This is a genomic window from Rhodococcus sp. WMMA185 (genome assembly GCF_001767395.1).
GTDB lineage: Bacteria > Actinomycetota > Actinomycetes > Mycobacteriales > Mycobacteriaceae > Rhodococcus_F.
This window is the reverse complement of sequence record NZ_CP017014.1, coordinates 3,903,042-3,925,516: the sequence shown is the minus strand read 5'-3', so window position 1 is coordinate 3,925,516 and position 22,475 is coordinate 3,903,042. Positions and strand designations below refer to the sequence as shown.

The 22,475-nt window shown below is 64.6% G+C and carries 19 protein-coding genes; 12 read left to right on the top strand and 7 right to left on the bottom strand.

The window, feature by feature from the left end; genetic code table 11:
- The first annotated feature begins 6 nt into the window (after positions 1–6).
- The 9 genes from BFN03_RS17700 to BFN03_RS17660 all read left to right on the top strand — a co-directional run bounded on the left by BFN03_RS17700 (position 7) and on the right by BFN03_RS17660 (position 10,537).
- Entirely contained in the window at positions 7–1,740 is a 1,734-nt protein-coding gene (locus BFN03_RS17700; protein ID WP_157109647.1) for an Ig-like domain-containing protein, read from the top strand.
- Between the two features lie 285 nt (positions 1,741–2,025).
- Positions 2,026–3,807: an Ig-like domain-containing protein gene (locus BFN03_RS17695; protein WP_232320330.1), complete on the top strand. Its 1,782-nt coding sequence runs from the start codon at positions 2,026–2,028 to the stop codon at positions 3,805–3,807.
- Between the two features lie 88 nt (positions 3,808–3,895).
- Positions 3,896–5,626, top strand: a complete 1,731-nt coding sequence (locus tag BFN03_RS17690) for an Ig-like domain-containing protein (RefSeq protein ID WP_232320328.1) — start codon at positions 3,896–3,898, stop codon at positions 5,624–5,626.
- A 264-nt stretch (positions 5,627–5,890) separates the two neighbouring features.
- The gene (locus BFN03_RS17685) at positions 5,891–6,793 is read left to right on the top strand and encodes a cutinase family protein (protein ID WP_070380103.1); all 903 of its coding nucleotides are present in this window, start codon (positions 5,891–5,893) and stop codon (positions 6,791–6,793) included.
- A gap of 48 nt (positions 6,794–6,841) precedes the next feature.
- A complete protein-coding gene (locus BFN03_RS17680) occupies positions 6,842–7,288 on the top strand; it encodes an acyl-CoA thioesterase (protein ID WP_070380102.1) in 447 nt (148 codons plus the stop codon).
- A 134-nt stretch (positions 7,289–7,422) separates the two neighbouring features.
- Entirely contained in the window at positions 7,423–7,716 is a 294-nt protein-coding gene (locus BFN03_RS17675; protein ID WP_070381045.1) for a putative quinol monooxygenase, read from the top strand.
- A 112-nt stretch (positions 7,717–7,828) separates the two neighbouring features.
- Positions 7,829–9,208 carry an Hsp70 family protein gene (locus BFN03_RS17670; protein ID WP_070380101.1) on the top strand — a complete coding sequence of 460 codons (1,380 nt, stop codon included), beginning with the start codon at positions 7,829–7,831 and terminating at the stop codon, positions 9,206–9,208.
- A 97-nt stretch (positions 9,209–9,305) separates the two neighbouring features.
- Positions 9,306–9,803, top strand: a complete 498-nt coding sequence (locus BFN03_RS17665; protein WP_070380100.1) for a hypothetical protein — start codon at positions 9,306–9,308, stop codon at positions 9,801–9,803.
- Between the two features lie 50 nt (positions 9,804–9,853).
- Positions 9,854–10,537 (top strand): dienelactone hydrolase family protein, encoded by a 684-nt coding sequence (locus BFN03_RS17660; RefSeq protein ID WP_070380099.1) that lies wholly within the window; start codon positions 9,854–9,856, stop codon positions 10,535–10,537.
- Between the two features lie 4 nt (positions 10,538–10,541).
- On the opposite strand, the gene BFN03_RS17655 is transcribed toward BFN03_RS17660, so the two are convergent.
- From BFN03_RS17655 to lysX, 3 genes are all read right to left on the bottom strand, one after another.
- Positions 10,542–11,141 carry a histidine phosphatase family protein gene (locus BFN03_RS17655; RefSeq protein WP_070381044.1) on the bottom strand — a complete coding sequence of 200 codons (600 nt, stop codon included), beginning with the start codon at positions 11,139–11,141 and terminating at the stop codon, positions 10,542–10,544.
- A 39-nt stretch (positions 11,142–11,180) separates the two neighbouring features.
- Entirely contained in the window at positions 11,181–11,987 is an 807-nt protein-coding gene (locus BFN03_RS17650) for an alpha/beta fold hydrolase (RefSeq protein ID WP_232320326.1), read from the bottom strand.
- A 70-nt stretch (positions 11,988–12,057) separates the two neighbouring features.
- Complete coding sequence (gene lysX / locus BFN03_RS17645) at positions 12,058–15,483, bottom strand: bifunctional lysylphosphatidylglycerol synthetase/lysine--tRNA ligase LysX (RefSeq protein WP_084385674.1); 3,426 nt, start codon at positions 15,481–15,483, stop codon at positions 12,058–12,060.
- 108 nt (positions 15,484–15,591) lie between these two features.
- On the opposite strand from lysX, the gene BFN03_RS17640 reads away from it, so the two are divergent.
- A complete protein-coding gene (locus BFN03_RS17640) occupies positions 15,592–15,819 on the top strand; it encodes an RNA-binding S4 domain-containing protein (protein WP_070380097.1) in 228 nt (75 codons plus the stop codon).
- Here the strand turns inward: BFN03_RS17640 and BFN03_RS17635 are convergent.
- Positions 15,810–17,165, bottom strand: coding sequence for a dipeptidase (locus BFN03_RS17635; protein WP_070380096.1), 1,356 nt, complete (start codon positions 17,163–17,165; stop codon positions 15,810–15,812). The two genes, BFN03_RS17640 and BFN03_RS17635, sit on opposite strands and share 10 nt — an antisense overlap.
- A 24-nt stretch (positions 17,166–17,189) precedes the next feature.
- Positions 17,190–17,660: a ribonuclease E activity regulator RraA gene (gene rraA / locus BFN03_RS17630; RefSeq protein WP_070380095.1), complete on the bottom strand. Its 471-nt coding sequence runs from the start codon at positions 17,658–17,660 to the stop codon at positions 17,190–17,192.
- 42 nt (positions 17,661–17,702) lie between these two features.
- Here rraA and BFN03_RS17625 point away from each other — a divergent pair, with 42 nt between their 5' ends.
- Entirely contained in the window at positions 17,703–18,581 is an 879-nt protein-coding gene (locus tag BFN03_RS17625) for an NAD(P)H-binding protein (protein ID WP_070381042.1), read from the top strand.
- Here BFN03_RS17625 and BFN03_RS17620 read toward each other — a convergent pair.
- A complete protein-coding gene (locus BFN03_RS17620) occupies positions 18,558–18,959 on the bottom strand; it encodes a hypothetical protein (protein WP_070380094.1) in 402 nt (133 codons plus the stop codon). The genes BFN03_RS17625 and BFN03_RS17620 overlap by 24 nt on opposite strands.
- Before the next feature lie 119 nt (positions 18,960–19,078).
- Here BFN03_RS17620 and BFN03_RS17615 point away from each other — a divergent pair, with 119 nt between their 5' ends.
- Positions 19,079–21,499: an ATP-binding cassette domain-containing protein gene (locus BFN03_RS17615; RefSeq protein WP_070380093.1), complete on the top strand. Its 2,421-nt coding sequence runs from the start codon at positions 19,079–19,081 to the stop codon at positions 21,497–21,499.
- On the opposite strand, the gene BFN03_RS17610 is transcribed toward BFN03_RS17615, so the two are convergent.
- Positions 21,484–22,416 carry an oxygenase MpaB family protein gene (locus BFN03_RS17610; protein WP_070381041.1) on the bottom strand — a complete coding sequence of 311 codons (933 nt, stop codon included), beginning with the start codon at positions 22,414–22,416 and terminating at the stop codon, positions 21,484–21,486. The two genes, BFN03_RS17615 and BFN03_RS17610, sit on opposite strands and share 16 nt — an antisense overlap.
- Between the last annotated feature and the right edge of the window lie 59 nt (positions 22,417–22,475).

Sequence of the window (22,475 nt, the reverse complement as noted above, 5' to 3'; positions counted from 1 at the left end):
GAAGTAGTGAAGCAAAGCGGAATACGCAGGCTCACAGCCCCGATCAGCATCGGCGCTCTCGTCGGCGCCACCATGCTGACCGGGATACCCGCTCAAGCCGAGACCACGACTACCAATTTCAAGACCACGTGCCGCGTGACGCCGTCGGTGTCGGTGGTAGATCCGATCAACGAGTCGCAAAACAACGCGGTCACAGTCGAAGCACCGGCAAGTGTCGATCCCGGTGAAGAGTTCGAGGTGACCATTCAGCCGAGCCCGATCGGCTTCCCCGGCGACGCATCGATCGCCACCGTCGAAAACGTGTCGCGGATCAAAATCGATATGTACGTTCCGGACAACGCGACCCTCCTGTCCAAGGAGATCGTCCCCGGCACCTCGGCCGGACTCAGCGGCACCGCTCCGAACATCCTGCGCATCAACTCGGACGGCGACCTGGATAACGAGGGCAACATCCTGCGGCTCTCGGGCAACAACAGGACGATCGGAAACAGCCCCAACTCGAGCACCGACAGCACGGGCGGCATCCAGGTGAAAGCGACGGGCAAGGACGTCGATGGGAACAAGACCTCCAACGGTTTCACCTACTTTCAGCTCCCGAAGGTCAAACTCCGGCTGATTGCGGGACAGTCCGGCACCGTCGAGGTGAAGCTGCGCGCAAACGGTGTCGCGGGCGACTGGAACCACAACAAGAACTTCCTGACGTTCCTCGCCAAGGCGAAGGCCGTGGGGATCACCGCGTGGGCGCCAAGCCGCTGCACGCCACGAAACAACAAGAACGCATCGCTCAACGCGGGCGCCGGTCCGCTGGCCTCGGTGAACATCATCGCGCCTGATCAAGAAACCACCACCAGCCTCTCCGGGCCTGCGGCAGCGCTGAACGGTGCGCCCGTCACACTGACCGCGAACGTTGCCCCAGCCCCCAGCGGCGGAACCGTACAGTTCCGGGACGGTGTGACGGCGATCGGTGATCCCGTCGATGTGGTCGGTGGCGAGGCGTCGATCTCCCATCCCTTCGACCTCAACGGCGACCATACGGTCACGGCGGAGTTCCTCGGAGCCGCAGGCTATTCCGCGTCGACGTCCGAGCCACTGACGATCAACGTGAGTGCCTCCGAAGCGGACACCAGTATCGAGGTGACATCGCCGGTGAGGGCCCACGTCGGGGAGGACGTCAACCTGGCCGCGCAGATCACGCCGGCCGTTCAGGGCGGCACCGTCGAGTTCGAGGTCAACGGCCAGACGCTCACTGCCGAGGTCAGAACCGATGGCTCCGCGATCGCGCCGTACACGTTCACCGGCGTCGGAACCCACCGGGTCGTCGCGCGGTACTCCGGCACGGACGGCTTCGCGGGATCGGTCTCGCCTGCCTTCCCGGTCAGTGTCACCGAGGCACCGCCGGGGGATGTTGACACCACAACCACGATCGATCCGGTCGGCACGGTGATCAAGGGCATCCCTGTGGCGCTGACGGCGAGGGTCGATCCGACGAACGCGAACGGCACGGTTCAATTCAAGCTCGGCAACACTCCGCTGGGTACGGTGGGCGTGGTGAACGGCATTGCGACTCTGTGGACAACCTTCCAGAACTCCGGTACCTACAGCGTCACAGCGGAGTTCGAGGGATCCGCGGGCTTCGTCGATTCAGCTGCGGCGCCTCAGCAACTGATCGTGCCCGGCCCGGTCGATCCGGTACCGACCGATCCGGGTGGTGAAGGCGGCAGCTCGGGCTTCGGTTCCTGATCGCAGCCGAGAAGCACTGAGTCCTCAGTAGTGGGCGTCGCCGGAAATCCGGCGGCGCCCACTTCTCGTTGATAGTTGATGTCCGAACGTTCGCTCACCTCGTTGCGTCTCGCAGCGTTGCGCGGCACGTTCGGGTGGGCGGCAAGGATCCGTCTTCGACCTGGGTCTTTCTGGACCATTGACCAAAAACGCTGCGGTGCCGCTCGGCGGCGGTTACTCTCCCTGGCGACGCGACCGGCGTCACCCCCGCTCAGGTCGGAGGGGCGGGAAATTTGAGGAGGATTCTTGCGTTCGTCAACCCTGCGCAGAATCGCGGCACCGCTGGTAGCGGGCATCGCCGCGGCGGGAATGATCGTGGTCGGTTCCGGTACGGCTGGTGCCGAGCCCCCACCACCGTCGAGCAACACCTACAAAGAGGATCAGCTGCAGCTGACGAAAGAGGTCGTCGGCGACAACGTGGTGCACCCCGGTGACACCATCACGTACAAGACCACGGTCAAGCACCGCAACAACGGGATCGTTTTGGCGATCGAAAAGATTCGGGATGTTCCGCCGGCCGGGTTCGAGTTGATCCGTGACAGCGTCAAGGTCCGGTACGACAACTCGTGGAACAAGGCGGACCTCAACTTCAACTCCGACGGCGGGGTGACCGCGAGGTGCAAGAGCGACTGCACCCTCCTTGTCGGCGGGTTTGTGGTGGACGACAACGAGGAAGTCACACTCGAGGCGACGTATCGGGTGCCCGAGGACATGGACTTCGGGGTGTACGACAGCGGCGCGCTGGTCAACGTGCATGCCTGGTTCGGTGCAGACCGGGGCGACAAGAACTTCGGGGTGTTCGTCCGGGTGGACGATCCAGTGGTGACCACCTCGACCAGCCTGCAAGTGCCGGCGACGGCGAAGACGGGTGTTCCGGTCGAGTTGGTCGCGTCGGTTGATCCTGCCGTTGCGTCCGGGCGGATTCAGTTCAAGGACGGTGGGACCGATATCGGTGCCCCGGTCGATGTGGTCGACGGGCGGGCAACCCTGACGCACACGTTCGACATTGCGGGCGTGCGTGAAGTGACCGCGGAATTCCTTGCTGATGGAGGTTTCTACAGCTCGACGTCTGCACCGCAGACCATCGATGTCACCGCCGACACCGTGACCGAACTGCAGGTGTCGCCGAATCCGGTCCTCGTCGGTGAGGACGTGGTTGCTACCGCGACGGTGACCCCGGCTAATGCCCAGGGGCAGATCCAGTTCAAGGTCAACGGCGCCAACTACGGTGCCCCTGTCAACGTGGAGAACGGCACAGCCAGCCTCACCCGCAGCTTCCCGGAGTCCGCGACATACAGCATCGTCGCCGAATTCCTCGGTGCGCCCGGCAACATCGGCTCGACCTCCGCGCCCGTCGACGTCACGGTGAACGACCCGGACTGGGATACCACCACCACGGTGATCGAGCCGGTGACCGCTGTGGCGGGCACCCCGGTCAACCTTGCCGCTACTGTGTTGCCGATTCCCAGCGGCGGTGACGTGATCTTCGTCGTCAACGGTGTCGAGGTCGGCGCCGCTGCGGTCGGGACGGGCGATGGTGTCGCGGTGCTGCCGTACACCTTCGGTGCCTCAGGCACCGCGAACGTGGTCGCCGAGTTCAGTGGAACAGCCGGGTACACACCGTCGACTTCTGCCGGCTTCCCCGTCACCGTGACGGATCCGGAGCCGGCGCGCACCGAGACCACCACGGCGCTGAATGTCATCGGTGAGACCGAGGTCGGGGAGCCGTTGAGTTTCGAGGCCACCGTCGCCCCGAACACGGCGAACGGAACCGTGGAGTTCAAGGCCGGCACCGAGGTGCTCGGCACGGCGGACGTGGTGGGCGGGGTCGCGACCCTGACGCACACCTTCGGTGCGGCGGGCACCTACGTGGTGACCGCGAACTTCGTTGCCGGCGAAGGCTTCGCGGACTCGGTATCCGGGCCTGCCGTGTTGGCGGTGGTCGATCCGGGTGATCCTTCCAACCCGGGCGGCCCTTCTGATCCGGGCGGCCCCGGCAGCGTCAGCACGGGTTCCCTCGGAGGCTGATCGGTCCACTGCCCGCCCCGGGTGTGAGAAGTGCACACCCGGGGCGGGCAGGAGAACCAGCGGTCTACCCACCATGTCAGGAGAAGTAGTGAAGAAAAGCGGAATGCGTCGGCTGACCGCCCCGATCAGCATCGGCGCTCTCGTCGGTGCCACCATGCTGAGCGGGACACCCGCTCAGGCCGAGACCACGACCACCACATTCAAGAACACTTGCCAAGTCAAGCCGTCGGTCTCGCTGATAGATCCGATGACGGAGACGCAGAGCGCATCGGTCGTAGTCGAAGCACCGGCAAGCGTCGACGCCGGTGAAGAGTTCGAGGTGACCCTCCAGCCGAGCCCCATCGGCTTCCCCGGCTCCGCATCGATCGCCACGATCGAAAACGTGTCGCGGATCAAGATCGACATGGAGGTCCCGCAGAACGCCACACTGTTGGACGCAGACGTGGTTCCCGCCACCTCGGTCGGGCTCAGTGGTACCGCTCCGAACGTTCTGCGGATCAATGGGAATGGTGACGTCGACTCGAACGGCGCGTACTTGCGGCTGTCGGGCAACAATCGGACCATCGGCAACGGTCCCAACTCGAGCACCAACAGCGAGGGCGGCATCAAAGTCAATGCGACCGGTAGGGACGTCGATGGGAACAACACCCCCGACGGCTACACCTACTTTCAGCTCCCGAAGGTCAAGCTCAAGCTGAAGGCGGGCCCGTCCGGCAACGTCGACATCAAGCTGCGCACAGACGGTGACGCCGGCGAGTGGGACAACAGCAAGAACTTCCTGACGTTCCTTCCCAAGGCGAAGGCCGGGATCACCGCCTGGGCGCCCACGCGCTGCACGCCACGAAACAACAAGAACGCATCGCTCAATGCGGGCGCCGGTCCGCTTGGCTCGGTGAACATCATCGCGCCTGATCAAGAGACCACCACCAGCCTCTCGGGCCCTGCGGCAGCGCTGAACGGTGCGCCCGTCACGCTGACCGCGAATATCGACCCAGCTCCCGGCGGCGGAACCGTACAGTTCCGGGACGGTGTGACGGCGATCGGTGATCCCGTCGATGTGGTCGGTGGCGAGGCGTCGATCTCCCATGCCTTCGACCTCAACGGCGACCATACGGTCACGGCGGAGTTCCTCGGAGCCGCTGGATATTCCGCGTCGACGTCGGAGCCACTGACCATCAACGTGAGTGCCTCCGAAGCGGACACCAGTATCGAGGTGACATCGCCGGTGAGGGCCCACGTCGGGGAGGACGTCAACCTGGCAGCGCAGATCACGCCGGCCGTTCAGGGTGGCACTGTGGAGTTCGAGGTCGACGGCCAGACGCTGACTGCCGAGGTCAGAACCGATGGCTCCGCGATCGCGCCGTACACGTTCACCGGGGTCGGAACCCACCGGGTCGTCGCGCGGTACTCCGGCACGGACGGCTTCGCGGGATCGGTCTCGCCTGCCTTCCCGGTCAGTGTCACCGAGGCGCCGCCGGGGGATGTTTCCACCACAACCGTGCTCGATCCGGTCGGCACGGTGACCAAGGGCAGCCCGGTAATTCTGACGGCCAGGGTCGATCCGGCGAATGCGAACGGCACGGTTCGATTCAAGCTCGGCAACACGTCGCTGGGCACGGTCGATGTGGTGAACGGCGTTGCGACGTTACCGGCAACCTTCTACAGCTCCGGTACCTACAGCGTCACAGCGGAGTTCGAGGGATCCGCAGGCTTCGTCGATTCGGATTCGGCACCTCGAGAACTGATCGTGCCCGGTCCGGTCGATCCCGTACCGACCGATCCGGGTGGCGGAGGCGGCAGTTCGGGCTTCGGTTCCTGATCGAAGTCGAGAAGCACTGAGGCTTCAGTAGTGGGCGTCGCCGGAAGTCCGGCGGCGCCCATTTTGGTCAAAAGTTGACATATTCGGATCGCTGCCCAGATCGCTCCGGTAACGTTTAGTTACCGATCGCGCATCGACTCGAACATCACTTTGGCAAGTTCTCCTTGTCAGGGGCTCGTCGGCCTTGTGCGAGAGGGCGAGAGGGAACGTAGCGGCTCGTGGTCACGGGAATGTGACTGCCTGGATCGAACAAGTGGAGCGTTCATGGTCGTGAAGAGATCATTTGTTGCGCTGGGAGCAAGCATTGCGGCGGTGTTCGGGTCGGTCGCATCGGTCGGTACAGCGCAGGCCGCCCCGGCTTGCCCGAACCTCCAGGTGATCGCCATTCCGGGTACATGGGAAACCTCAACGGACTCAAAGCCGCGGCCAGGCATGTTGTCTGCGGTTACCGATGGTCTCCCCTCCTCGGTGAAGGTCGACTATGTGACCTATGCGGCCACGGCGTTCCCGTGGGAGTCCGAGGTCTACGGCGCGTCCAAGGCTCAGGCCGTAGACAACGCGCGCTGGATCCTCGAAGATTCCGCGAAGCGATGCGGCAACACTGACTTCGCAATCATCGGCTACAGCCAGGGCGCAGACGCTGCCGGTGATCTTGCCGCCGAGATCGGTACCGGCCTCGGTGTTGTCCCACCGTCTCGAATTGCGGCAGTCGGGCTGCTGTCCGATCCGCGGCGGTCGCCGACTGACGCCTTGATCGGTCCGCCAGTCGCCGGTAGTGGCGCCGGTGGGCCGCGCGTGGGCGGGTTCGGCTGGGTCAGTCAGAACACACGCACCTTCTGCGCTCCCGGCGATCTGTACTGCTCCACACCCCAGGACGATTTCGTCACCCGGCTGGCAGGTTTCCTCGCGCAGGCTTCGGATCCGACGTGGGAGCTGCTCGGCCGGTATCAGCAGGAACTCCTCACCATCTGGAACGACTTGATGGCCGCCGGGGGTATGCCGACACTGATGGCCCAGTTGGACGAGGAATCGAACGAGAGCCGCATCGACGATCTCGAGCAGTTCTACCAGTCGAATGCGCACCAGGATTACACGCGCTACGCCGTCGACTCTTCGGGCGCATCAGCGACGACATGGCTGCGGAATTGGCTGAGCAGTAAGGCGTGAGCCGGGCTGACGGCGACTGGGGACCAGAAGGTAGGGAATGCTGCCGGTATGACTGATACCTCTGCACCGGTTACCTCCGCCCAAGTCGGCTACGACGCTTTCGTTCCCGTCCGCTGGTCCGATATGGATGCCTTCGAGCACATCAATCATGCGCGGATGGTGACGCTGCTCGAAGAGGCCCGGATCGACTGGTTGCTCAGCGAGGGCCCTGGGGACGCGTCGTTCATCACCAGCAGTTTCATCGCCGACATCCACCTCCAGTACCGGCGCCCGCTGCACCATTCCGACAGCCCGCTGCGAATCACGATGTGGATCGCCAAACACCGAGCCGTCGATTTCACAATCGGCTACGAGGTGCGTGGCGCGCGGGCAGCACTCACAGACCCGCCCGCGGTCACGGGTACCACCCAGTTGGCCGTGGCAGATGTCGATGCTCAGCGACTGCGCCGAATCACCGCCGCAGAACGTGAGTACCTCATCCGTTGGTCTCGCTGATGACCTTGCTCTCCTGCCGGTAGCTCGATTCCGCTTCGGTTTCTTCGCTTTCGGGTTTCTTCGCTACCGCAACTGTGATTACGTGTACGTGCTATCAGGTGGGATTCGGAGAGTGGTATCAGAAAGAGGAGTCGATGTCAGATCTGCGCGTTGTCGCGACCATCCCTGCAAAGCCTGGGTCTGAGGACACCGTCCGTGACGGCTTGTCCTCGCTCGCTGCGGAGAGCCGCAATGAGGAGGGGTGCGTGTCGTATGAATTGTTCGAATCCGGCTCGCAGCCCGGTACCTTCGTCATCGTCGAGGTATGGGCGAGCCAGGCTGCCATCGATGCGCACATGAAGTCGCCACACTTCCAGTCGGCGGCCGGCCTCTTCGGTGAGCACCTCGCGGGTGCGCCGGCGATCCATCCGCTGAAACCGGTTTCCTAGGGGTAGCAGCTGTTTCGCGCGTCTGGGCTCAACTTCGGAAGCCGGACCGGTCTGTTTCCACCCTGACGTGCAGCGACTTCGTACGTAGTCGAACGGGGATACTCTCGGTCCCATGAGTTCGGTAGTCGGTGTGTCGGTCGGTGCCAGCGCCGTGCGGTTGACGTACCGGGGGTCGGGCGCCGATTCGGTGACCGTGGGTGCAAACCGCGCGCGCTCGGAAGAGCTGGCGGCCGCGAGCATCGGATCACTGCTCGCCGAGAAGGCGGACCAAGAACCAGTACAGGCGATAGGCATCGCCTACCAGAACGAGGCTCAGGCCGGTGCTGTACGGGCCGCCTTGGAGCGTCAACAGATCGACAACTATCGCCTGGTCCCCGAAGTGATCGCCGCGATGCGGAAACTCGAAGAGTCGGGAGAGCTCGGGGGCCACTCGACCCTGCTGTTCTACGACCTGGGCAGTTCCGGCCTGACCGTTACGATGGTCGATCGATCTACCGGAACGATATTGAGCGCGGCTCGCACAGGCCAGATCAGCGGTGAACTCTTCGACCAGCTGATCCGCGACCGCCAACTTGCACTGCACCACATCGACCAGCCGGCCGACGAGAGCGCCGCGCGAGCACTCGAGACTCAGTGCCGGGAGGCCAAGGAGGAATTGTCGATCGGCGGCACGGCGTGCACACCTGGTGCAGGCGGTCTGTTGGTGCTCTCGTCGAGCAGTTTCGATTCACTTATCGAAGACTCTGTCGAAGAATCGATGATTCTGGTCCGTGAAGTGATCGGCCGCTCGGGACGCACACCGAACGCCGTCGTGCTGATCGGTGGCGGCGCACACCTTCCACTGGTCACTTCGGTGATGGAGTCTGCTCTCGAGCTCCCGGTTATCGTTCCGAACGAACCCGAACGTGTAGCGGCCGAGGGCGCAGCTCTGCTGGCCGAGTCGGAATCCGATCCGGTGCAGCCACCGTTCGTGGAGAGCGCTTCCTCTCCGCCGATTTCCGCAGACACCACGAACCCGTGGCGAAGACGTTCCGTCATGGTAGGGGGCGGCGTGGCTGTCCTTGTCGTGGTTGGGATAGGTCTGGGTCTCGCCGCGAATTCGAGTTCGGGGTCGAACCAGTCGCCGCAAGTTGTGGTGACCGAGCCGGAAACTTCGGCACCGATCGCCGTGGCGCCGCCACCGGCACAATCGCCACAAGTGGTGCTTCCAGCCCCAGAAGCGCCAGTAGCGACACCGTCCCCACTGCCCTCACCGACGACGCAGGTGGTAATCCCCCCGACCACGGAGCCGGATATCGTTCCGGGTCCATCGGGTGAGGGCGCACAAGTCCCGCCTCAGACGGATGAGGGTGAGCAAGTCCCGCCTCCCGAGCCGGAACCGGCACCCGCCCCACTCATTCCCGGATTACCGGACATTCCGCTACCGGTGATCCCGCTGCCGCAGATTCAGTTTCCGCAACTCCCACCGCCACCACCGCCCCCTGGCCCATAGGGCGCAGGCCTCCTGCTGGAGTAGTGATTGCCTACCGTGTGGTCACAGCTCTAACGGCGAGCGGGTGTCCGCGGTCGGACGGGGTACGGTCAGAGGTGTGCTGATCTGGTACGTCAGCTATGGGTCGAACATGGCGACGTCGCGACTGGCGTGCTACCTGCAGGGCGGGCGCCCGGCGGGTGGCCGTCACACGAATCCGGGGGCGCGTGATCCGAGCGCGCCACGCGGGTCGATGCCGTTGGAGATACCCGGGTCCATATTCTTCGCTGGAGTATCGAGGGTGTGGGGTGGTGGTCGAGCGTTCTATGACCCCGACGCTCCAGGAACCGTGGCGGCTCGCGCCTTCCTTGTGACGCAAGAGCAGTTCGAGGACATTCACGCGCAGGAGCCGGAGTGCTACGACCGCGTGGTCGCGCTCGGAGACCACGCGGGAGCAAAGATGTGCACGTTCACGACCTGGGCGCGCGGCGACATGGTGGACCGCAATCCACCGGCGCCGGTGTATCTTGCGACGATCGCGGACGGTCTGCGTGAGGCACACGACTGGGATGACGCACGGGTGATGCGGTATCTCTCCCGGCTCCGCGCTTCGTGAGCGCTGCGCTTCCCGAGGGCGTTGTCTCGAATTCGCGTACGTTGGATTCCGTGACCGCACCAGTGACCAGTATCACGCCCAACGGACCGGCCCGCGGGGGCGTCGTTGTCATCCAGGAAGCGTTCGGCGTCACCGAGCACATCACCGACGTCTGTCGTCGCTTCGCTAGCGCCGGATACCACGCTGTCGCACCGCACCTGTTCCATCGAAGTGGCGACCCGGTGGTGGCATACGACGACCTCGAAACCGCTATGCCGTTGATGGGCAAGCTCGAGGCCACGGCCATCGACGAGGACGTCGACGCCGCAATCGAGGTGCTCGCGGCGGCATCGATCGCTCCCCTCGACACGGCAATCGTGGGTTTCTGCATGGGCGGAACCGTCGCCTTCCACACTGCTGTGCGGCGTGAGCTCGGGGCGGCGGCTACGTACTACGGCGGTGGAATCAGCCAGGGTCGTTTCGGCTATCGGTCGATGCTCGAGGTCGCGGCAGACCTGCAAACCCCGTGGCTGGGCTTGTTCGGAGACCGCGACAAGGGAATCCCCGTCACGGATGTCGAGGAGTTGCGCAAGGCGGCAGCGAACGCGGCGGTGGCCACCGAAATCGTGCGGTACCCCGACGCCGACCACGGCTTCAACTGCGACGATCGTCCGGCTGTGTTCAACCCCGACGCCGCGGCCGGAGCCTGGTCCCACACCTTGGAGTGGTTCGGCGCCCGACTCGGCCAGTCTTAGCGGCCTACCGCCGCAACATGTCTCGAATGTGACCGGTCTCGTTGACCGACGCGACCCGGCGTGCGCCAGTGCGTGAGACGAGTATCCGGGTCAGCGATACGTACTCGATCGGAAACACCAGCGGACGGTCGAGTCCGAGGAGTTCCTGCAGGTAAACGTTGATGACGCCGCCGTGCGCGAACACCGCGACGGTGTCCTCGTGGTCGGAATCGTCGACGATTTTCTCGATCGCCTCGAACACCCGGTTCCGGAACGCCTCGGGATCGACGAAGTCCGGGAAATGTCCGGCCCGGATCCGGGCGAAAGTCTCGGGGACGCGGGCCTCGGCTTCGTGAAACGGGATATAGACGCCGAGGCCGTAGTCGTATTCGGCGAGGCCGAGGTGCTCGGTGACGGGCAGGTTCAGTGCGTCGGCCAGGGGAGCCGCGGTCTCGATTGCCCGGCGCTGCGGGCTGCTTGCTATCCGCGCAATGCGATACGGGGCCAGTGCTGCGGGCAGGCGCGCGGCCTGGGCGTGGCCTTCCTCTGTCAGCGCGGGGTCCGCGTGGCCGTCGGACGTGGCGACCAGTTCGGGCAGCGCGTGGCGGATGAGTAGCAGTTGCACGCCGAACACGATGCCACGTGAGAGCCGACGCAGTGCGCATCACCCCGACAGGCCCCTCACCAGTGCCGCGATCTGGTCCGGTTGGTCGATCATGGCGTGGTGCTTCGCGGGCCGCACCACCCGGAAGTCTGCGCCGAGGGCCTCCGCGAAACGTTGCTGCGTCCTGATCCACACCCACCCCCACGGTGTCCGGCTGGCGGAGTCGGCAGCCGCGACGACGACCGGTGCGGTGAGCATCGTTCCCTCACGTAAATCGAGCAGTTGGTGAACGAGCTCGGGATACGACGCGTTCTCCACGATCGAGGCCTCGAGGTAGGCGGGCTCGCGGACGACGCGATCGATCCACGCCTGCATGGGTGGTGGTATCCCGTCGGGCGGCTTCGAATGATTCAGCAGGCGGTACACACCCGGGCCGAGTGCGTGCTGGAGCCCCGCGAGGCTGGCGGCATGAGCGATCCGTCGGCCGGTCTCCACCCGCCACCGTGTGGGTACGAGCAGGCGCCGCCGTTTCGGAACGGTCGCATCGAGTAGCAACACCGCCGACGTCTGCCGGGGGTATAGACGCGCGAATGCCTCGGCATAGATCCCGCCGAGTGAGTGACCTACGACGATCGCCGGCTCGGTGATGGCGAGTTGGGCGAGCACAGCACGGATACGCTGTGCCTCGCCCTGGACAGTCGGCGGTTCATTCGACGTCGGACTCAGGCCGTACCCCGGACGGTCGATCCGAACGACTCGGTGATCGCGGGACAGTTGCGCTGCGACTCCGTCCCAGTCGAACCAGTTTCCGCCGAGGCCGCCGTATAGAACGACCGGTGGGCCCTTGCCGTCAACCACCACATGCACCCCCAGAATGGTTTCCCCTGGAGGTTTCACGTGGAACCATCGCTAACCAAAGTGCAGTGACTTCGGTACATCATTGCTTGGGCTTGGCCAGCGGGAAGGCGAGAGACTCGCGGATGCTGCCACCGGTGATGAGCATAACCACCCGATCAACACCCACGCCGAGTCCGCCGGTCGGAGGCATGGCGTGCTCGAGGGCTTCCAGGAAATCCTCGTCGAGGTCCATCGCCTCTTCGTCGCCGCCTGCGGCGAGCATGGACTGCTCGGTGAGTCGCCTGCGCTGATCCACCGGGTCCGTCAACTCGCTGTAGGCCGTACCGAGTTCGATGCCCCACGCCACCAGATCCCACTTGGCCGCCACCCCCGGGATTGTGGGATGGGGGCGCGTCAGCGGCGACATCGACGTCGGGAAGTTCGTGTAGAAGGTGGGGAACTCGGTGTGGTTCTCAACCAAGTGTTCGTACATCTCCTGCGCGACCTCCCCAGCGTCCCAGGTGGTCTGGTAGGGGATCTCGTATTCATCGCAGAACCGTTGCAGGTCCGCGAGCGGAGTAGTGGGTGAGACATCGGCGTCGATCTTGTCCGCAATAGCCTGATGCATGGTCTTTACCGGCCACTCGCCGGAGATATCCACCTCGATCAAGGTGCCGCCCGGTCCGGGTCGCTTGACCACCTCACGTCCGTGCGCGGCCCTGGCCGCTGCCTGAATGAGTTCTCGGCACAGCACCATCATCTTCTCGTAATCGCTGTGCGCCTCGTACGCCTCGAGGATGGTGAACTCCGGGTTGTGCTTGTAGTCGACGCCCTCGTTGCGGAACACGCGGCCGATCTCGAAGACCTTCTCCACACCCGCCACACACAGGCGTTTGAGGTACAGCTCCGGTGCAATCCGCAGGTACAGGTCGAGGTTGTAGGCGTTGATATGGGTCAGGAACGGTGCTGCATGGGCGCCGCCGTGTGCCTGCTGGAGAATCGGCGTCTCCACTTCGAGGAATCCGCGGCTTCCGAGGGAGTCACGAAGCGACTTGACGATTGCGCTGCGGGCCTCGAGGAGACGCCGGGCTTTGACATTGATTGCGAGGTCGATGTACCGCTGTCGTACGCGAGTCTCCGGGTCCGACAGGCCCTTCCACTTGTCGGGTAGCGGATGCAGGCACTTGCCGGTGATGCGCCACTCGTTCGCCAGCAGCGACAGCACCCCACGGCGGCTGTATCCGATGACACCGGCCACTGCGACCAGGTCGCCGAGGTCGAACTCGGTGGCAAACGCACGGATGCGATCGGTACCGACCCTCGCCTCGTCGACGAGAATCTGGATGTCACCCGACCAGTCCCGAATCACCACGAATACGACACCGCCGTAGTCGCGGATCCGGAGCAAGCGGCCGGCGATGCGAACCGTCGTGCCCTCCGGGGACTTCGACGCTGCTGCCACGGTGTGGGTCGGCGGATAGGCGACCGGGTACGCGTCGATGCCCGCCTCGGCGAAGGCCTCGAGTTTGTCGAGTCGCACGCGCACCTGCTCGGGACGTTTCGGGCCGATCGGCGTCGGCCGGAGTACTTCGTGGGGTGCGCTGCCATCCGCGCGCAGTCCCTCCGCCGCGACCAGCGCCGCGGGGACCGATGCGTGAGTGCCGGTGTGCGCGATGGCGTCCTGGGTTCCGGAGCGGCCGAACTTCGGCAGAGTCACGAACCCTTCCGCGACGGCTGATGCGAATCCGACGCGCAGCAGTTCGCGGTTGTCTTCGAAGCACAGGTAGCGCGGTACCCATTCGGGCTGATACTTCACATTGGATCGGTACAACGCCTCGAGCTGCCACCATCGTGAGAAGAAGACGAGGATCGACCGCCAGATCCGCAAGATGGGCCCCGCGCCGATTCGGGAGCCTTCCGCGAATACCGAGCGAAAGACGGCGAAGTTCAGCGATACCTTGGTAATGCCGAATTGCTCAGAGGTGGTAGCGAGTTCGGTAATCATCAATTCGACCACACCGTTGGGCGATGTGGGTTTGCGGCGCATCAGATCGAGCGAGACACCCATCGGACCCCAGGGCACCAGCGAGAGGACGCCGACTATCTCATCGCCCGCGTCGATCGCCTGCACCAACAGGCAATCCCCGTCGAGGCGGTCGCCGAGGCGGCCGAGAGCCATCGAGAATCCGCGCTCGTTCTCGGTGTCGCGCCAGGCGTCCGCGAGCCGAATGGTCTGCGCCATCTCCTCTGCGGGCACATCCCGGTGTCGCCTGATTCGGACTTTGACCCCTTGGCGCCGCGCCCGGGTGACGGCCTGTCGAACCTGCCGCATGTCACGTCCGTTGAGACTGAACTCGCGGGTCCGCAAGACGGCCTCGTCGCCGAGTTGGAGCACGGTGAGACCCGCCTTGTTGTAGGCGGTAGCACCGGCTTCGCTGGTGCCCATCACCGCGGTCGCCCAACCGTACCGAGAGGCGAGTGCCTGCCAGGCCGCGATCGCATGCGGCCACGCCTCCGGGTCGCCGATCGGATCGCCGCTGGCGAGGCAGACGCCGATCTCGACGCGGTAGGTGATGGCGGCCTTGCCGCTGGGCGCAAAGACGACGGCCTTGTCGCGGCGGGTGGCGAAGTAGCCGAGTGAGTCGTCTTCGCCGTACTGCTGCAGGAGCCCGCGCAGTGCCGACTCGTCGTTGCCGGTGAGTGCATTGTGGGAGCGTTGAGAGCGGAACAGGGTGATCACGGCAGCGAGGAGTGCGAGTGCGCCGAACAGGCCGAGCAGCGTGTTGACGAAGCCGTTGGGCTGGCCGGAAAACTGCGTATTGTCTATCGAGGCCAGCGCGGTGACCCGATTGAACGCCCACAGGAAGCGATCGTCTGCCTCGAGGGAGCCCGGGAACAGTTCGACGAGGCCCCAGCCGATGACGGTCCCCACGCCAAAACCGACCAGCAGCACCCCGAGCGCCTTCCAGCCGGCGCCGCGACGCACGCGTGTGTAGAACTCTGGCCTTGCGGCAATGAGGATCCCGATGACCACCAACTGCACGGCCGCGGCAATTGCTGCGTTCGGGTTGCGGTCTGTGATCGCCACGGCGACGTTGAGTGCTAGGAAGACAGCCAGATAAAGCGTGAGCAGCCACCACGCGATGCGTTTGCGGCTGGCCAATGCCGCCGCGAGCAGGCCGACCACGAGCGCCCAGGAAAGGCTCGTGTCGGGGGCATCGAAATAGTAGGTGTCCACGTAGTTCCGCGGCGCATCGATGTAGTACCGCAGGACGGGGGAGAGGCTCCACAAGAACACCAGCACCGAGAAGACGCCCAGGATCAGCCCCGAGATGTGGGGAACCTGGTGCAGATATGCGTTCTTCGAGCCCGGAGCACGCCCGCGCCTTGTCTTCGAGCCCGGAGCAAGCCCGGTCCGTGTCTTCGAGCCCGGAGCAAGCCCGGTCCGTGGCGTGGTGTTGCCCGCTTCCGGCTCGGACGTCGCCTCGGCCCCCGACGTGTGGTGTGCCTCCGTGCTAGCTGCCATCGAGCGTTTCCTTCCCGGCGAGAGAGGTGGAGCGCGATCACTGGTTACTTTCCAGTGTTCAGTGTGAGCCGTCGGGATGCGATTTGGGTGGAGAGGGATGATAGAGGCATGTCCGACACTCCTGACGCCGTGCCGATCCGAGACGAATCCATCCGTCTGGGCCAGTTCCTCAAACTCGCCAACCTCATCGAGTCGGGCGCCGAGGCGAAAGAGGTGATCGCCGACGGTCTGGTGACGGTGAACGATGAGGTCGAGGTGCGGCGGGGCCGGCAGTTGCGCGACGGCGACGTCGTGGAGATCGGTGGGATGACCGCGCGGGTGAGTTCTCAGCCGTGACGGTCGACGGTCGCGAATCGCTGCAGGAACAGTGCTTCGGCGACCGCGAGGTTTCGGATTTCGCTCGGATCGACACTCTCGTTGGGTGCGTGAATGAGGCAGCGCGGTTCCTCCACCCCGATCAGGGCGATCTCCGCGTTCGGCACCATGGCGGACAAGACGTTGCACAGTGGGATCGATCCGCCGTGCCCGACGCTTCCAAGTTTCTTGCCGAAAGCCTCTTCCATCGCCGCTCCGAGGGCGGTGTAACCCGGACCGTCGGCGCCGGCCCGGAACGGCGAACCGATCGCTTCGGGTTCCACGGTCACCCGCGCACCCCACGGCGCGGCGTTCTCGAGATGCGCCGCGAGCGCGTCCTGTGCCATCTGTGGATCCATTCCCGGCGGCACACGGAGATTCAGCCGGGCCGAAGCGCGCGGTTGGATGGCGGCCGCGGATCCGACCACCGGCGGGCAGTCGATGCCGAGGATCGTCAGGGTCGGCTGCGCCCACACGGCGTCCGACACGGATCCCGAACCGGTCAGGCCGACGCCATCGAGAACTCCTGCGTCGGTGCGGAACTGCGCCTCGGGATACTCCACCCCCGTCCACGTCTGGTCGGATTCCACACCGTCGACGACGGTGTTTCCCTCCTCGTCTCGTAGCGTGGCGAGTATCCGTACGAGCGCTGCGAGCGCGTCCGGGGCGGGCCCGCCGAACATGCCGGAGTGCACCTCTCCGGCAAGGGTCTCGACGTGCACCACGACGTTCGCGATGCCGCGCAGCGTGGTCGTGACGGTCGGACTCCCGACCTCAGCGTTTCCGACATCGCCGATGAGGATCATGTCGGCATCGAACAGTTCCGGCCTGGCCTCGACGAGGTTCTCGAGCCCGCCGGTGCCCATCTCCTCGGATCCTTCGACGACGATCCTGATTCCGACGGGCAGCGGCGTGCCGAGCGCTCGCAGCGCCAGCAGGTGCATCACGACGTTGCCCTTGCAGTCGGCCGCACCACGGCCGTACCAGCGTCCATCCCGCTCGGTGAGGGTGAAAGGATCTGTGTCCCAGAGTGTCTCGTCTCCGGGAGGCTGAACGTCGTAGTGGCTGTAGAGCAGGACCGTGGGCGCGCCTTCCGGTCCGGGTTGGTGCCCTACGACTGCGAGTGATCCGTCGGATGTCGGCAGCAGGTCCACCTGTCCGATTCCGGCTGCGATGAACGCGTCCCTGACCCATTCGGCCGCGCGAGTACATTCCTCCGGCGGGAACTGCCGCGGATCGGCCACCGAACGCATGCCGACCAGCGTCGCGAGTTGGTCACGTGCCGTAGGCATCAGTTCGGCCACTCTGGACCGGATCTCGTCCGACATCACTGCCTCCTCGAAAGCGACGAATCAGCGGACGACGACGCCGTCCTGGTCGCTGTAGACGGTCTCGCCAGGGTTGAATGTCACTCCGCCGATCTCGACCGGCACGTTCTTCTCGCCCGAACCGGTTTGGGTGCTCTTGCGAGGATTGGTGCCGAGTGCTTTGACCCCGATGTCGAGGGTCTTCAGGATCGCCGAGTCGCGGACTGCGCCATTGACGATCACTCCGGCCCACCCGTTGTCGACCCCGCGTCCGGCGATGATGTCTCCGACCAGCGCTGTATGGACGCTCGCGTCACCATCGACGACGAGGACGCCGCCATTGCCCGGCTCGCTGAGTGTCTGCTTGACCAGCAGATTGTCCTGGAAGCACTTGATGGTGGTGATGGGGCCGGAAAACACGTCACGCCCGCCGTACTGGACGAACTGCGTATCGCAGCTCCGAATCTCAGGTCCGATCTCATCTGCCAGGTCAGCGGTTGCTACGGGTTCAGTCATACGGACCAGAGTAGAGGTGAGGGCGCTGGGATAATGCTGGCCATGACCATCGCAGTGACAGGGGCCACCGGCTCGATCGGGGGCAAGGTACTCGAGAGGCTGGGCGGCGGTGCTGGTATCCGCCTGATCGGGCGGAACTCTCAGCGCCTCGAGCCGCTCGCCGAGCACTTCGACTCCACTTTCGCCGTGGCTACCTACGCGGATGCAGGCGCGATGACGGCCGCACTGCGCGGTGTCCGACTGCTCTTTCTCGTCTCGGGACACGAGAGTGCCACTCGACGAGAAGAGCACGCCACAGTGGTCGACGCCGCCCGTGATGCCGGGGTGGAACGGATCGTCTACCTCTCGTTTCTCGGCGCAGCGCCCGAGTGCACGTTCACGTTCGGGCGCGACCACTACTACACCGAACAGCACATACGGCGCAGCGGGCTGAAGTTCACCTTCCTGCAGGACAGCTGGTACCAGTCGATGATCCCGTTGATGGTGGACGACCGAGGCGTCATCCGCGGTCCGGCCGGCAACGGCAAAGTTTCCGCCGTGGCGCCCGACGACGTCGCTGATGCCGCAGCCGCGGTCCTCGCGACCGGTAACGGCGACCACGACGGCGCGACCTATCGGTTGACCGGACCCGAAGCGTTCACCCTTGCCGATGCGGCGGAGACGATCACGAGGGTGACCGGTCGGCCGGTGCGGTTCGAGAACGAGACCCTCGAAGAGGCCTACGCATCCCGTGCCCACTTCGGCGCGCCCGCGTTCGAGGTCGAAGGGTGGGTGACCTCGTACGCGGCTATCGGTGCGGGCGAGCTGGCGGTGGTGACCGGCGATGTCGAGGCTCTCACCGGCCGGCTTCCGCAGACCTTCGCCGACTATGTCGAGTCGACGATGAAACCGGGAGGGTCAGCTGCTTCCCGAAAAGGGTGATGGGACGACGTCGAACTCGATCGTTTCCTCGGCTTCGGCGCCGATCGGTGGGTTGAACGTGAACACGGCCGTGTACCGGCCGGCTTCGTGGATTCTGGTTGCCACCGTTCCGAACCCGAGGGTCAGCGGGATCAATCGAACATTGACCTCGCCGTCGGGTTCGGTGATCTCGAGAATGACGGGTGACGTTTCGTCCCCGTTCGCTGGGGTAGGCGTGACCAGCGCGCCGAGCGTCACCAAGTTGTTCGAGTAGACGGTTCCGATCGGCGGTACGGGGCCGATCTCGTAGACGGGTGCGGCGGTTGCCGCGGGTGCGAGAGCGATGGATGCAGCTCCGGCCAGGGCCGCGATTGTCAAGGTCCCTCGAGAGAAGTTCACGCGTAATCCCTTCCGTTCGACGGTCTTTACGTGCAGGAACACTACGGCAGTATGGGCGTGTTGCCGTTGCAATACTCGGTGTGTCCGAGAACGATTCGAGTACATCCCTACTCAGTGGGATGCCTCCCCAGGAGCGAACAGGGGAGACCACGTGCGTTGCCACGAGTAAGGACACGCAGTTGCCTGAGATTCACCGCGCGGACAGCCACGACCTGATCCGCGTGTACGGTGCCCGCGAGAACAATCTGAAAGATGTGAGCGTCGAGCTCCCGAAGCGGCGGCTTACGGTGTTCACCGGCGTCTCCGGCTCGGGCAAGAGTTCTCTGGTGTTCGCCACGATCGCTGCGGAGTCGCAGCGGCTGATCAACGAGACCTACAGCGCCTTTGTGCAGGGCTTCATGCCGACCCTCGCGCGCCCCGAGGTCGACGTACTCGACGGGCTGACGACCACGATCATCGTCGACCAGGAGCGAATGGGCGCGAATCCCCGCTCCACCGTCGGCACCGCCACTGACGCCAATGCGATGCTACGCATTCTCTTCAGCCGAATCGGGCTGCCGCACATCGGCTCGCCCAACGCATTCTCGTTCAACATGCCGACCGTGAGAGCCAGCGGTGCGATCACGATCGAGCGCGGCGGCAAGTCCAAGGCCGAGAAGGCAACCTTCAACCGACTCGGTGGCATGTGTCCGCGCTGCGAGGGTATGGGTTCGGTCTCCGACTTCGACCTTGCGGCCCTGTACGACGAGAGCAAATCGCTCAACGAGGGCGCGCTCACCATCCCCGGCTACGGCATGGAGGGTTGGTACGGACGCATCTTCCGCGGCTGCGGCTTCTTCGACCCGGACGAGCCGATCGCGAAGTTCACCGAGAAACAGCTGCACGACCTGCTCTACAAGGAGCCGACCAAGGTCAAGGTCGAGGGCGTCAACGTGACGTTCGAGGGGTTGATTCCGAAGATTCAGAAGTCGTTCCTGTCCAAGGATGTCGATGCGATGCAGCCGCATATCCGGGCGTTCGTGGAGCGGGCGGTGACGTTCTCCGAATGCTTCGACTGCGACGGAACCCGGCTCACCGAGGAGGCGCGGTCCTCGAAGATCGAGGGGAGGAACATCGCCGACCTGTGCGCGATGCAGATCAGCGACCTCGCCGAATGGGTCCGAAGCCTGGAAGAGCCTAGGGTGGCTCCGCTGCTCACCGGTCTGCAACACCTTCTCGACTCGTTCGTGCGGATCGGGCTGGGATATCTCTCCCTCGACCGGCCATCCGGCACGCTCTCTGGAGGAGAAGCCCAGCGCACCAAAATGATCCGCCATCTCGGCTCATCACTCACCGATGTCACCTACGTCTTCGACGAGCCGACCATTGGCCTGCACCCGCACGACATCGCGAGGATGAACGAGCTGTTGCTGCAACTGCGCGACAAGGGCAACACCGTGCTGGTGGTGGAGCACAAGCCGGAGACGATCGCGATCGCCGACCACGTTGTCGACCTCGGCCCGCGCGCGGGCACCGAGGGCGGGCAAGTGGTGTTCGAGGGCACCGTCGAGGGTCTGCGTTCCGTCGGCACGCTCACCGGGCGCCACCTCGACTACCGTGCGTCCGTCAAGCCTGCGGTCCGCACACCTTCAGGGGCGCTCGAGGTGCGCGGCGCCGCCGCCCACAACCTGCGCGCCGTCGACGTCGACATCCCGCTCGGCGTGCTGGTGGCGGTCACCGGCGTGGCAGGCTCGGGCAAGAGTTCGCTGATCCACGGTTCGGTGTCTGGTGGTGACGCAGTTGTGTCGATCGATCAGAGTGCGATCAAAGGCTCCCGGCGAAGCAACCCCGCGACGTACACCGGACTGCTCGAGCCGATCCGCAAGGCGTTCGCGAAGGCCAACGGCGTGAAGCCGGCGCTCTTCAGCTCCAACTCCGAGGGCGCCTGTCCTACTTGCAGCGGTGCCGGCGTCATCTATACCGACCTCGGAGTCATGGCCACGGTCGAAACCACCTGCGAAGAGTGTGAGGGGAAGCGGTTTCGGGCGGAGGTGTTGGAGTACCAATTCGGCGGCAAGGACATCAGCGAGGTGCTCGCACTGTCGGTGGCCGAGGCCGAAGAGTTCTTCGGGACAGGCGAAGCGCGGATCCCGACCGCTCACAAGCTTCTGCAGCGACTCGCCGACGTCGGGCTCGCTTACCTCGGCTTAGGTCAGCCGCTGACCACGTTGTCCGGCGGTGAGCGGCAGCGGCTGAAGTTGGCTGTCGCCATGGCCCAAAAGGGTGATGTCTACGTTCTCGACGAGCCGACCACCGGCCTTCACCTCGCCGATGTCGAGCACCTACTCGGCCTGCTGGACCGCCTCGTCGACTCCGGCAAGTCCGTCATTGTCATCGAGCATCACCAGGCGGTGATGGCGCACGCCGACTGGATCATCGACCTCGGCCCCGGTGCCGGACACGACGGTGGCCGAATTGTCTTCGAGGGCACACCAGCCGATCTCGTCGCTGACCGCTCCACCCTCACCGGCCGCCATCTCGCGACCTATGTCGGAAGGTGATTCTCGGGTCCGGAATCGGTATGCCTATCGCCAGAGTTGGTTTCGGTGGTGCGGCGAACCGGGCAAGTAGTGGGGAAGGTGCCCAGTTTCTCCACCTCGTACCCGTGCGGGTAGCTGCGAATGCTGGACAGGTCGCGCGCGAACTTGGGCACGGTGCGAACCGGGTAGAAGCGAATCAGTCGCGCGCGTGCCTTCAGTGCTCCGCGAGCCAGACGTCTAAACAGTGGCGAGGGGCGGGGATAGCCGAACGCGTCGAGGAGATGATCGTCCATGATCGCCATGGAGAATCGCTTGATCAGGGCTGCGGGTGCGAGATTGTTGGGCGGGAAGGTGCACAGAAGGTCCAGGGTGGAATCTGCCACGGCGCGGCTGCCCTCGTCGAAGAGGAAGTGCTCGCGCTCGTAGTCGTCCAGGAACTTCTCGAACGCCTCGAAAGTCTCCGGAATCTGTTTGATACCCATGCGGCTGCCCAGTGCCCGGTAGTAGTTCGTCGAGGCGACGATTTCATTGCGAGTCAGCTTCCGCCAGCCGAAGTCGTCGATCCAGCGGACGGGCGTGACAACGAACGTCGACAGGACATATCGCATGTCGTCATTGGAGATGTCGTAGGAGCCGTGCATCTGGTTCATGCGACGGATCGCGGCCCGGCCGCGATCACTGTGTATGCCGTCTTCGAGGACGGCGTCGAGGATCAGGGCGGTGTCGTCATAGCGTTTCTGCACGCGCTCGGTGAACTCGCCCGTTTGATACAACAGATTCCCGATGGTGGGTACGGCATACGTTCGGAACAGTGCGAAGCTGAGCGCCTGAGTGATGTCCCAGGGGAATTCCTGTGTGCCGAGAACGCGGCAGATCTCCTCGTACTGTGTCTCTGGATCGAGTTGATCAGTCCGATTACGAAGATCGAAGCGTTTCATGGGTTCGGCCCGTTTCATGGTTCGGCTCAGAGGCGGAGATTGCATTCAAGCAGGCCAGC